The sequence below is a fragment of the uncultured Ruminococcus sp. genome (genome assembly GCF_947301925.1).
Classification (GTDB): domain Bacteria; phylum Bacillota; class Clostridia; order Oscillospirales; family Ruminococcaceae; genus Ruminococcus.
The window spans coordinates 26002-38216 of record NZ_CAMYUE010000009.1 but is presented as its reverse complement, the minus strand read 5'-3'; the positions used below and the strand labels follow the sequence as shown (position 1 = coordinate 38216).

General features: G+C 53.6%; 9 protein-coding genes. 7 read left to right on the top strand and 2 right to left on the bottom strand.

Annotated features, from left to right (window positions below; all coding sequences use genetic code 11):
• The first annotated feature begins 49 nt into the window (after positions 1-49).
• Positions 50-841 carry an NUDIX domain-containing protein gene (locus Q0Y65_RS10805; RefSeq protein ID WP_297959631.1) on the top strand — a complete coding sequence of 264 codons (792 nt, stop codon included), beginning with the start codon at positions 50-52 and terminating at the stop codon, positions 839-841.
• Between the two features lie 50 nt (positions 842-891).
• Here Q0Y65_RS10805 and Q0Y65_RS10800 read toward each other — a convergent pair whose 3' ends face one another.
• Positions 892-1548: a hypothetical protein gene (locus Q0Y65_RS10800; protein ID WP_297959629.1), complete on the bottom strand. Its 657-nt coding sequence runs from the start codon at positions 1546-1548 to the stop codon at positions 892-894.
• A gap of 159 nt (positions 1549-1707) precedes the next feature.
• Entirely contained in the window at positions 1708-4416 is a 2709-nt protein-coding gene (locus Q0Y65_RS10795; protein WP_297959627.1) for a glycoside hydrolase family 9 protein, read from the bottom strand.
• A 354-nt stretch (positions 4417-4770) separates the two neighbouring features.
• Between Q0Y65_RS10795 and Q0Y65_RS10790 the strand changes: the two genes are divergently transcribed.
• The 6 genes from Q0Y65_RS10790 to Q0Y65_RS10765 all read left to right on the top strand — a co-directional run bounded on the left by Q0Y65_RS10790 (position 4771) and on the right by Q0Y65_RS10765 (position 12196).
• Positions 4771-6303 carry a nucleoside-diphosphate sugar epimerase/dehydratase gene (locus Q0Y65_RS10790; protein ID WP_297959625.1) on the top strand — a complete coding sequence of 511 codons (1533 nt, stop codon included), beginning with the start codon at positions 4771-4773 and terminating at the stop codon, positions 6301-6303.
• Between the two features lie 168 nt (positions 6304-6471).
• Positions 6472-7329, top strand: a complete 858-nt coding sequence (locus Q0Y65_RS10785; protein ID WP_297959603.1) for a mechanosensitive ion channel family protein — start codon at positions 6472-6474, stop codon at positions 7327-7329.
• Positions 7329-8204, top strand: a complete 876-nt coding sequence (locus Q0Y65_RS10780) for a metallophosphoesterase (protein WP_297959601.1) — start codon at positions 7329-7331, stop codon at positions 8202-8204. The genes Q0Y65_RS10785 and Q0Y65_RS10780 overlap by 1 nt, the downstream gene beginning before the upstream one ends.
• Positions 8205-8208: 4 nt before the next feature.
• Positions 8209-9456, top strand: coding sequence for an aminoacetone oxidase family FAD-binding enzyme (locus Q0Y65_RS10775; RefSeq protein ID WP_297959599.1), 1248 nt, complete (start codon positions 8209-8211; stop codon positions 9454-9456).
• Complete coding sequence (locus tag Q0Y65_RS10770; protein WP_297959597.1) at positions 9453-11048, top strand: NAD(P)/FAD-dependent oxidoreductase; 1596 nt, start codon at positions 9453-9455, stop codon at positions 11046-11048. Before Q0Y65_RS10775 ends, Q0Y65_RS10770 begins: the two co-directional genes overlap by 4 nt.
• Positions 11045-12196, top strand: coding sequence for a hypothetical protein (locus tag Q0Y65_RS10765; protein WP_297959595.1), 1152 nt, complete (start codon positions 11045-11047; stop codon positions 12194-12196). Before Q0Y65_RS10770 ends, Q0Y65_RS10765 begins: the two co-directional genes overlap by 4 nt.
• The last annotated feature ends 19 nt before the right edge of the window (positions 12197-12215 follow it).

Here is a 12215-nt window from a genome sequence, read left to right as displayed (position 1 = left end):
TGAATGATTACGGCGTTTTACGGGTAAAATGCGAGATTTGGAGTGTATTATGGAAGATATTGAGATCTATCTCAGCAGACTGGCATCGGAGGACCAGCTCTATGCCGAGGCTGCGAAAAAGCTTGGTGACACGGGGGTAAAGGACAGACTCACACTTGCGGGGGCTATTGCGGAAAAGGGGGCTCCTGCTTCATACAAGCTGTATATTTCCGACGAGGAGCTGGAAAATCCTGCCATAGACGAGATCAAGGCGGCATTTGCCGAGGCTGCTGAGGAAAGCGCGGAGATCACCGTGGAGTTCATATCCGACGAGTTCCTCAACCTTATCGACGACAAGGCAAGGATAACCGCCGAGAGCAAGCCCAGGACTGCTGTCCACAGGGACGGCGACCTTCACCCAACTGTGCATATATGGATGATAAAGCGCCGCGATATGGGAGTTTTCGTGCTCCTTCAGAAGCGTGCCCACGAGAAGGATATCAACCCCGACTGCTATGACGTATCGGCGGCAGGCCATGTTTCGCAGGGGGAGGAGTTCCGCCACACCGCCCTCAAAGAGGTACGGGAGGAACTGGGCCTGGATATCGACCGCAGCCAGCTGGAGTTCATAGGTCTCAGGAGAGCCTGCTACTCCAAGGGCAGCATAAACGACAACGAACTTGCGGCTGTTTACATATGCCGCGAAAAAATAGACATCGAGGATCTCACATTGCAGTCCTCGGAGGTGGCAGAGGTGTGCTGGGCAGAGATAGACGAGCTGCTCTCCGTTATGAAGTACGAGGACATACCCAACTGTATCTCCCTGGAGGAGCTGGACATGATAAAAAAAGCTGTATTCTGATAAAAAAGGCTTCCGAAGCGTATCGGAAGCCTTTATTTTTACTGTTCTGTTCAGTTGCCCTCGGCAGTATATTCGAGAGGTGCGCCGCCGCCTGCGGGAGTTTCGGTACCGCCGCCTGCGGGAGTTTCAGTGCCGCCGCCGGGAGTTTCAGTACCTTCGCCGCCGCCGAGACCTGTCTGGCCTTCGCCGCCGCCGAGACCTGTCTGACCTTCGCCGCCGCCGAGACCTGTCTGACCTTCGCCGCCGCCTAGTCCTGTCTGACCCTCGCCGCCGCCGAGTCCGCCCAGACCCGTACCGCCTGAGTAGCCGCCCTCAGCAGCCGTGGTGGTGGTGGGAACGTAGTACTCGTTGGGATACTGCCCTGTGGGTATCCTCTGATCCATATAGAAGCCTGCGCCCGAAGTGAGCCTGTGGGTGGTATATTTCTTTGCAGTGGTCTTTGACGCAGTCGTGGTGCGCGTACCCTTTGCAATAATGATATCGTCGTTCATTGTTGTGACCGCAGTTGTCACGGGAGCAGTGGTGGTATCCTGCTTGGAAATGCTCTCACGTCCGAAGCTGGTTATCATCTTCTCGGAAGGAGTTATGGGGAACATAACGAAGAAGAACAGTATCAGCGCCGTAAGTGCGATGAAGCATCCGCAGGAGACAAGGGTTATCCTTGTGGATCTTCTCAGGTTGCTGAAAAAGCCGTTTCCTTTACTCATGCAATAAACACTCTCCTAAAAAAAAGATATATGTTATTATACTACGAAAACGGAAAAAAGTCAAGCCGTATGACGGATATCAATGTGAAAGTATAATGAAAATTTATGCTTTACTGTTCACAAAAAGCCCCTATGCGGTCAGGCATAAGGGCTTTTGCGTTACTTGCTGTTCTTTTTCAGCTTTGCCATTTTGTAGATGAAGAGCTCAAGGGAGATAAGTCCTACTACAGCTGCGCCGCAGATGAGCGCCAGCTTTACCAGTCCGTTGTCGCTGTCCTTGCTGTCGTCGGACTTTTCAGCTTTTTCAGCCTTTGTGGTGGTCTTTTCTGTTTTTTCGGTCTTTGCGGCCTTCTTTGTTGTAGGCTCCTCCTCTTTCTCGGAGGTGTTTCTGCCATTGGTGTGGGGAGTTATAACTATCCCCTCGTCGCTTGCCTCCTGGGCTATGAAGCCCGTGAGCCATGCCAGCGAGCCGTTCCAGTTGATGGTACACTCGTTGACGGACCATGCCTCGATATTGTCAAGGTAGCACTTCTGAGGCGGTATCTCGCCCTTCTTCCAGCCCGAACCTCTTACCCAGGGGTCCTGCATACCCGAATTGGGGCCTCCCGACATTACTCCGTCAGGAGCCAAGGGGAAGGAATCGTCTATCTGCTTTGCCCAGAAGCGGTGGTGGGGGTACTCTATGGCGTGGGTGCCGTAGCCTGTAACATAGGAGTAGTCCATGGGGTTTCTTCCCAGTATGTAGTCCATACCGCCGATGGCGCCGTCAAGGTAGGTGTCGTCTCCCGTGAGGAGGTAGGCGTAGGCCATGATGATGGAGTTGTCGGTAACGAAGGAGTTTGAGCCCCAGAGATAGCCCTCGTCATCGTCGTTGTAGCTGAGGGTGGAGGGACCGTAGGGGAGTCCGTAGCCCTGGTTTTCCTCCAGCGAGAGATAGCTGTCTGAGGCGGATACTATAGCCTCGGTGACTATCTCGACATCGCCCTTGTCGAATTTGTCGGGATTGAGAGCCGCACTGAGAGTTGCGAGAGCTCCCGTATTGCCCCAGTCGAAGCTGCCCACGGAGTCAACGCTCTCGCCGCCTCCGAGAGTCTTCGGAATATCTAAGAAGAACTTGTTCTCGGTGGCCTCGTCGTAGTAGTCCTCGTTGCCTGTGGTGATGAAGAGCTCCAGAGCTGCCCAGCAGAATTCGTCCTCAACGTCGGTATCGCCGTAGGCACCGCCGCCTATGGACTCGTCAAGGGGAGCATACATATCGGGGTGCTCCTTGGCTGCTGCAAAGGCCTTTTCCGCAGCTGCAAGACATTCGTCGGCGAAATCGCTGTCGTAGTCCTTCCAGAGTCGTGCTGCCTGAGCGCCGCAGGCTGCAAGGTTGAGTGTGGCAGCCGTGGTGGGAGGCTTTACTATACGCTTCATATCGTCGTCTGCGGGAGCTATACCCAGAGCGGTCCATTTTTCGTCGTGAGCCTTGTGGTAGACCATGCCCTCGTATTTGCCGCTGTCCACCATCATCTTCAGCATCCATTCCATCTCCCAGCGGGCCTCGTCCAGAAGGTCGGGAGCGCCGTTGACATTTTCGGGGATAAGCATGGTGCTGTCGGCGTAGGCGTCCTCAAAGCCGTACTTCAGAGCCGTTTCGTACTGGTTCTGCATGAGCCACAGGGAGAGACCGCCGTTTACTACATATTTGCCGTGATCGCCTGCGTCATACCAGCCGCCTGTGACGTCTATGGAGCCGCTGCTGCCGCTGTAGCCCCAGGTCTGCTCGATCTCTGCGGTGTCGGTGGGGTGGCCTGCCGCACGGGCCAGTGATTTCGCATCTCCCGATGAGATGAAGTCCTCCTCGATCTCGATGCCGCTCCTGTTCTGGTAGAAGTAGTTCAGCGAATCGTAGAGCAGGGAGGAATACTTCTCCGAGCCGTCTATATCGAATTCGCGGCTTGCATTGCCGTCCTCGTCTTCAAGATAATAGGTGCCCTTCTCGTCGAAGTCGGTGAAGTCGATGATGTGGACATTGTCTCCCGAGTCCTTATCCTCGCCGAAGGGAAGGGTCTTGCCCTCGTATACCGTCTTTCCCGACTGATCCTTCAGTGTGAAGTCCACAGGCTTTGCCGAATCGCTGAGGAGAGTTGCCCTCTTGGCTCTGCCTGTGAAGTAGCCGACCTGATTGGTGAGGATATCCGCACGTTGATAGGGCTCGGTCTCGGGATAGTCGTTTTCATCTCCCGTAAGGTCGATGAGGGACATATTGTCGAAGGTTATTACCGTGCCTGCGGGGAAGCACTTGTCGGGAGTGTACTGGCCGTCGCCGCCCAGATGGAATGCCCACTCCGCTACGTCTATGGACTTTGAGGCGGTAAAGGTGTGCTCCTCCTTTTTGGTCTCGCCCTTGCTTATGGGGAGACGCTCCCATGTGGAGTCAAGGTTGGCGCCGCTGTCGTCCATATTGTTGTGCCATATCTCCTCGGTACCGTCAAGGTTGCCTATCTTGGTGTAGTATTTTCCGCTTTCCGAGGCTGTTATCTCGTAGGACACCTTATACTTGTGTCCCGATACTATCTTCAGCCCTCTGTGCCTGAACTGGCAGTCCCAGCGGTCTGTGCCGCCCTCTGAGGCGCCGCCCGTGTTGATTATTTTCACGGAGTATTTGCCTCCGCTTATGTCGAACTCCATCTCGCCCGGAGCCGATTCCACGATATGCCAGGGCAGTCCCACGCCCTCGTCGAAGTCGGTCTGTCCCAGCTGCTGGCCTGCGTATGCGTCAACGGCAGCAGGCAGGGGAGAGGCGGGTATGACAGCTCCCGCCGTAAGAGCTGCGGCGGCTATGGCCGACAGCGCCCTGCAAAGGAGCTTTCTGTTGTTTTTCATTGAAAAGACCTCCGTTTATCTGTATTGATCCTACATTATACTTTAATACTTTTTTGCGGCCGTGTAAAGCCGGACAATAGAAAATTTACAAATTAAGTCTTTAAAACGGCATTTTTGCTCATAAAAACAGCAAGCTGTGCGTATATTTCGGTCATTTAGACTATTTCTGTCAAAAAAGTGCGGAATTGCTTAAAATATGGTATGTTACACTTGATTTATTCTTTCGGTTATGTTATAATGATTGTAAAGTGGATAGCTCTGCGCATGGCGGATAAACGTCGCCATTAAAGATATTTTTATAGATAAGGCTTTTAATTTTTTCCGCGCTTTTCAGCGGAGTTTGGGAGGTTTATTGTGGAATCGGAGGTAAAATACTGCATCAACGAAAAAAGGACCATGATAATCGGAGGCGGAAGTGCCTGCAGAATGCTCCTTACTGAGATCTTCAATGCTCAGAAATCGCCCTACAAGGACGATAAGTATTCTGCACAGTTCGATCCCGTATGTATCATTGACAACGATCCCGCCAAGCTTGGCACCGAGGTGCTGGGCGTAAAGGTAGTAGGCCGCTCCGAGGAGATCGTAAGGTTCGCAAAGGAGTATGACATAGAACAGCTCATACTTGCCATACCTTCTCTTACATCGGACGAGCGCAAGGGGCTCATCGACATATGCAACGAGACGAAGCTCCCCCTGAAGATCATACCCTTTATCGGCACTCTTATCCTGGACGACGAGTCGGGACTTCTCGGACAGGTCCGCGATATCAAGGTGGAGGAGCTGCTGGGAAGGGATCCTATCAAGTTTGACAATAAGGACATCAAAAACTTTATCGGCGGCAAGGTCTGTATGGTAACAGGCGGCGGCGGAAGCATCGGCTCAGAGCTGGTGCGCCAGATAGCCAAGTACCACCCCAGGAAGGTCATAATCGTGGACATCTACGAGAACAATGCCTATGAGATACAGCAGGAGCTGGTCATGGACTACGGCAGCGATCTTGATCTTGTCACACTTATCGCTTCCGTGCGTGACTACTACCGCATGAATCAGATATTTGAGAAGTACAAGCCCCAGATAGTCTTCCATGCGGCTGCACACAAGCACGTTCCCCTTATGGAGGACTCTCCCATGGAGGCTATCAAGAACAACGTTGTGGGCACCTTCAATGTGGCTACGCTGGCACAGTTCCACGACGCCGAGAAATTCATTATGATTTCCACCGACAAGGCCGTAAACCCCACCAATGCAATGGGAGCTTCCAAGCGCTGCTGCGAAATGATCGTGCAGTACCTCTCCCAGCAGCATGAGGGCAGGACAGAGTTCGTCACCACAAGATTCGGAAACGTTCTGGGCTCCAACGGCTCCGTTATACCCCTTTTCAAGAAGCAGATCGAGCAGGGCAAGCCTGTTACGGTCACACATGAGGATATAATCAGATACTTCATGACTATCCCCGAGGCGGTAAGCCTCGTTATGGAGGCCGCTGCCATAGCTCACGGCGGCGAGATCTTCGTCCTTGACATGGGACAGCCTGTCAAGATAGTGACTCTTGCGGAGAACCTTATCCGTATGTACGGAAAGGTGCCCTATAAAGATGTTCCCATCGTGTTCACAGGACTCCGTCCCGGCGAGAAGATAAAGGAGGAGCTCCTTATGAACGAGGAGGGACTCCAGAAGACCTCAAACAAGCTCATCTTCATCGGCAGGCAGATCGAGATAGATGAGGAGAGCTTCGCGGAAAAACTGAAGGCTCTCCGTGACGCCGCCCTTGAAAACGACGAGGACGTTGCCATCACCGCTCTTCACGAGATGGTGCCTACCTTCATGAATCCCAAGGACTTCAACACAAAGGAACTCCAGACCATCTGCGGCTCCTGCGATAACTGATGATACGGACTGCACTGCGGCAATATGCTGCGGTGCGGTTTTTTTATATCTTTTTGATATATATATTGACCTTTGCAACGAAATCTGTTATAATAATTATGTATATTTTTTTGTGGGCAGTACCTGTTTTTTACTGCATGAGATCACTATATATCGGAGATGATTTACTTGCCGTATACGCACATATACGCCGTGAAAGCGGCTCTGACGGAAAACACGTCCGATGTCATCACGGACATTCCGGGCTACCTGAAAAAAAGCCTTCCCCTTATAGTCATGGCTCTGGTCATACTGGCAGTGGGCTTCCTCATATCAAAGCTTATTGCCAAGATAGTGGGCAAGGCGGTGTCAAAGTCCAACGTGAACGGCGCCGCAAAGAGCTTTCTGGTGTCGCTGATAAAGATAATCCTCTATATCGCCGTGGTCATTATGGCACTGTCGGTGCTGAATGTGCCTATGTCCTCCATAATCACCATACTGGGTGCGGCAGGTCTTGCCATCAGCCTTGCGCTCCAGAGCTGCCTTTCCAATCTCAGCGGCGGATTCATCATACTCTTTACGAAGCCCTTTACCACAGGGGACATTATCGAGCTGGAGGAGACCGTGGGAACCGTCCGTGATATCGGCATATTCTACACCAAGATCGCAACCTTTGACGGCAAGACCGTGTTCATACCCAACGGCAAGGTCACAGAGGCCAAGATCATAAACTACACGGAGACTCCCACAAGGCGTGTGGAGCTTCACTTCAATATAAGCTACAGCGAGGATTTTGTTAAGGCAAAAGAGGTGATCCTCGGTGTCATCGCCGCTGAGAAGCTCATAATCAACGAGCCCGAGCCCATTGTACGCATGGGCGCACACGGCAGCAGCTCCGTGTCTGTAGATGTGCTGGTGTGGGTTAAGAACAGCGATTTCCTCACTGTCCGCTATAACGTGACGGAAGCGGTGAAGGCTGCCTTTGACCGCAGCGGCATCGAGATACCCTTCGATCAGCTGGATATCCATGTAAAGGACAGGAAATAATGGCGGAAAAGAAGAAAAAGGAAGCGCCTGCACCAAAAAAGCCTGCGGCCAAAAAGAAAAAGTCACATTTCTGGCTGTGGGTGCTGCTCATAGGAGTGATCTGGTGGTTCAGCAATTTCACGCTGAAAACCGCCGATCATGCAATTACCAGCAGTAAGGTGAGCAGCGATATAAAGCTGGCGGTCATAAGCGATCTCCACGCCACAAAGCACGGTATAAGCAACAAGACCATTTTTGAGGCGGTGGACAGGGAACATCCCGATGTGGTGTTCTTCCTCGGTGATATGTACACCAGAAAGAGCGGGTGGGAGCTGATACAGAAGCCCATTGACCTTGCGGATATGATAGTTTCCGCAGGCTATCCACTCTACTGCGTGACAGGCGAGCACGACTACGACGACAGATATGTCTCGGAGCTGGAAAAAAAGGGCGCAAAAGTGCTCTCATATGAGGAGGACACCATTGAGATAAAGGGCAGCAGCCTCCATATAATGGGCATAGACAATGTGTACTACAGCGACACCTTCGATCTGAACAATGCCTTTTCACTCAGGGAGGACAGCTACAATATCCTCCTGGCCCATATCCCCAATTATGAGAAGTTCGCAGCCTTCGGGGCCGATCTCACTCTATGCGGAGATACACACGGCGAAATGGCAAGGCTTCCCTTCGGACTGGGCCCTGTTTACTGCTCCGAGCAGAAGGTATGGTTACCAAAGTTCCTGCACAAGGAGCTTGATATATATGACAAAGGCTTCTTCTACTACGACGGCGGAAGGATGTTCATAACCTCGGGCATTGGAGTCTATCCCGCACCTGTGAGACTGAACAACCGTCCCGAGGTGGCTGTCATCGAAGTAAAGCCAAAGGGGTGAAAATATGAGTAAGGACAATATCACGGACATCGCCGTAATCGGCGGAGGAGCTTCGGGCTTTGCGGCTGCAATCGAGGCGAAGACCATCCTCCCCAAGGCAAAGGTGGTCATTCTCGAAAAGCTTGACCGCGTGGGCAGGAAGATTCTTGCCACAGGCAACGGCAGATGCAATCTCAGCAACATCAATCTCAGCGCCGATCACTATCACGGCAGCGTGAAGAACATCATGCGCATAATCAGCGCAACTCCTTCGGCAAAGGAGTTTTTCGGCAGCATAGGCGTTATATGCTCGGCAGATGCGAAGGGGCGTATCTACCCGAGGAGCAACAGTGCCGCTACGGTGCTGTCGGCTCTCAGGCTCCGTGCGGAGGAGCTGGGTATAATCGAGCGCTGCGGCTTTGAGGCCAATTTCATCGAGAGCACTCCCGAGTATTTCAGGATATCATCTGCGTCGGGCGAGAAGTACCCGTGCAGGAGAGTCATAGTTGCCGCAGGAGGCTATGCGGCTCCCCAGTTCGGTACCGACGGAAGCGTTATAAGACTTCTCCGCAGCAAGGGCTGCCATACCACAAAGATATGCCCCGCAGTAGCTCCTCTCAGGGTGCGTCCCGAGCTGCTCAGGGGACTGAAAGGCGTCCGCGCAAAGGGCAGGGTAATGGCCTATACGGGCGGCAGGCTCCTCAAGGAGGAGGTAGGCGAGATACAGTTCACGGATACGGCGCTCTCGGGCATATGCGTGTTCAATATGGCTCATCTGGTATCACAGTACGACGGCAGGCTGACGCTCCGTCTCGACCTTGCGGCGGATATGGATCAGGAGCAGCTTGACGGCTATCTCCGTGTGATCCAGTACCAGCGTGCAAGACAGACCGCAGAGGAGCTCCTGACGGGTATCTTCCCCAGAAGCCTTGCGGTATACCTTACGAAGAAGGCTCTGGGCAAGCCTCTTACGGTGCTTATATCCGAGCTCCGCGACACGGAGCTGAAGCAGGTGTCGCAGTTCATAAAGAAGCTGGACTTTGAGGTGCTGGGCAGCGCTCCCTGGAAGGACGCTCAGGTGACCTCAGGCGGTATCAGCGGCGAATGTGTTGACGAAAGACTGCAGCTCAGAAGCGAAAAGGGCATATTCCTCTGCGGCGAGATACTTGACGTTGACGGCGACTGCGGCGGCTATAACCTCCAGTGGGCATGGTCGTCGGGAATACTGGCTGGCAGGAGCTGCGCCGACTCGCTGAGAGGTGGGCTCTCATGATAAGAGTCGGAGGCATAAGGGTATCCCTTGATACCGACCTGAACGACCTTGCAGGGCTCTGCGAGAAAAAGCTGAAGATAAGCCGCGACAGGATCATCAGCGTGAAGCTGGCAAAGAAATCGGTGGACGCAAGGAAGAAGTCAGACGTTCACTTTATCATATCCCTTGATATAGAGGCGAAGGGCGAGGACAGGCTGCTCAGGACGCTGAAAAACGCCTCAAAGCACCAGGAAGTCCGCTATGTTGTGCCCGATGCGGCAGGTATGGATCACAGGCCTGTTATAGCAGGTTTCGGCCCCGCGGGTATGTTTGCCGCACTGGTGCTGGCAATGGCAGGGGCAAGACCAATAGTCCTCGAAAGAGGCAGCGATGTGGACAGCAGAGTCAGGGCTGTGGAGGAATTTCAGAGCGGCGGCAGACTGGATCCCGAATGCAATGTGCAGTTCGGCGAGGGCGGAGCAGGTACCTTCTCCGACGGAAAGCTCACCACTGGAATCAAGGACAGGCGTATCGGCTGGATACTTCATAGGCTGGTGGAGTTCGGAGCTCCCGGGGAGATACTCTACCTGGCAAAGCCCCATATAGGTACGGACAGGCTCCGCGGAGCAGTAAAGGCTCTCCGCGAAAGGGTCATATCCCTGGGGGGCGAGGTCAGATTCAACGCTAAATTCTGCGGCTTTGAAGCGGCGGAGGGCAGCCTCTCCGCAGTGAGCTATACTCAGGACGGAAAGTCTTATGCCATTGACACCAAAAGCCTGATACTCGCTACGGGACACAGCGCAAGGGACGTTTTTGAGCTGCTTTATGATGAGAATATAGCGCTGTCCCAGAAGAATTTCTCAGTGGGCGTGAGAGCGGAGCACCTCCGCACCGATATCGACAGGGCTATGTACGGCGGTTTTGCAGGCCACCCTGCCCTGAAGGCGGCAGATTACAAGCTGGCGGTACATCTCCCCGACGGGCGCACTCTTTACACCTTCTGTATGTGCCCAGGGGGATATGTTGTGGCGGCTTCCTCGGAGGAGGGCAGGCTGGCAGTCAACGGCATGAGCTGCTTTGCCCGTGACGCCGAGAATTCCAACAGCGCTCTCCTTGTGAACGTGGGTCCAGAGGACTACGGCAGCGACCACCCCCTTGCGGGTATGTGGTTCCAGCGGGATCTGGAGGAAAAGGCCTTTAAGGCGGGGGGCGGCGACTACAGCGCACCTGCGGCGGTGCTGGGGGATTTCATGGAGGGCAGAGTGAGCACTGAGCTCGGAAGGGTAAAGCCTTCGTATCGTCCTTCCATAAGGTTTGCGGCTCCCGAGGAGTACCTTCCCGATTTCGTATGCCGCTCGCTGAGACTGGGCATAAAGGAAATGGGAAAGAAGATAAAGGGCTTTGACGATAAGGATACGCTGCTTACGGGCATAGAGAGCAGGAGCAGCTCGCCCGTAAGGATAAACAGAGGCGGGGATATGCAGTCCCTGTCCCTCAGAGGGCTCTACCCCTGCGGCGAGGGCGCAGGATATGCAGGAGGCATAGTCTCGGCAGCTGTGGACGGAATGAAGTGCGCCGAGGCAGTTTGTGCAGGAACGGGGGAAGATAAATGAATATAGTATACCTGTCGGGCAGCAGGATATTCCTGTGCAGCGACGGAAAGACAACGGAGCTTCCCTGCGAAAGGGCGGCTAAATATACGGACGCTGTCAACGAGATACAAAAGAACAAGGAGTGGAAGCTGCAGGGTACTGGCGCCATATTCAGAGAGGAGCAGCAGTACTTCAGCGACAACCGCAGCGATATATCAATAAACGGCCTTTCGTCTGCGGATAAGGGCTTCATATACTCCGCGGTACTGGGCGGCATGGGCGCTATCTACCGCAAGAGCGCGGATTCGCCGAAGGCTCCCGAGGGACATATATACACGGGCATGGACAGGCGCATAGGCGATATCGCCTGCAAGGACGGCAGCATAGCCGCCATACTTGACGAGCACCTTGCCATATTCGACGAGCGGGGCGACTATAACGAGCTCACCGACGGCCCTTCAAGGGAGGCGGATCCATTCTGGTCGGCTACCGACGGCAGGCTTTTCTGTTCCACAAGGGGCTGCTCTCTGGACGGTCAGTCGATATACTCCGAGAGCTCCATCATGGCTGTGGATCAGGAGGCAGGCACCATAGAAACCCTTTTCGAGAGCAGCGGCAACGATCTCTTAAAGCCGCAGAATGACTCAAAGGGCAATTTCTATTACATACGCCAGCCCTACAAGTCGCCAGTACCTCAGAAGGAGTCCGTAATAAAGTCGGTGCTGCTTTTCCCTGTAAGGCTGATAAAGGCCATATTCGGCTTTATCAATGTGTTTTCCGTCATCTTCGGCGGCGAGCCCTTGAGAAAGAATCAGAAAAGGGGCGACATCAAGACGAAGAACAAGTCTGCCCGTCAGATATTCTTCGAGGAAAGGCTTCTTGAGGCCGAGAAGAACGAGAAGGAAAATGCTGCGGCAGGGGATAGTAACCTGGGCATATTCCCCAGGAACCGCGTCCTCGTAAGGGTAGCTCCCGACGGCAGTGAGACAGTTATAGGAAAGGGCATTATGGACTATACCCTCTGTGATGAGGGAGTATTATGCTCAAACGGCAAGGAGCTGCTGCTCATAGACGGCGACGGCGGCGAAAAGGTCATAGCAAAGGCGGAGCTGGCGGAAAAGCTCTGCGTAATAAAGGAAGATACCGCCTCTGAGGGACAGAAGTCCTGAGACGGATAAACGATGTATG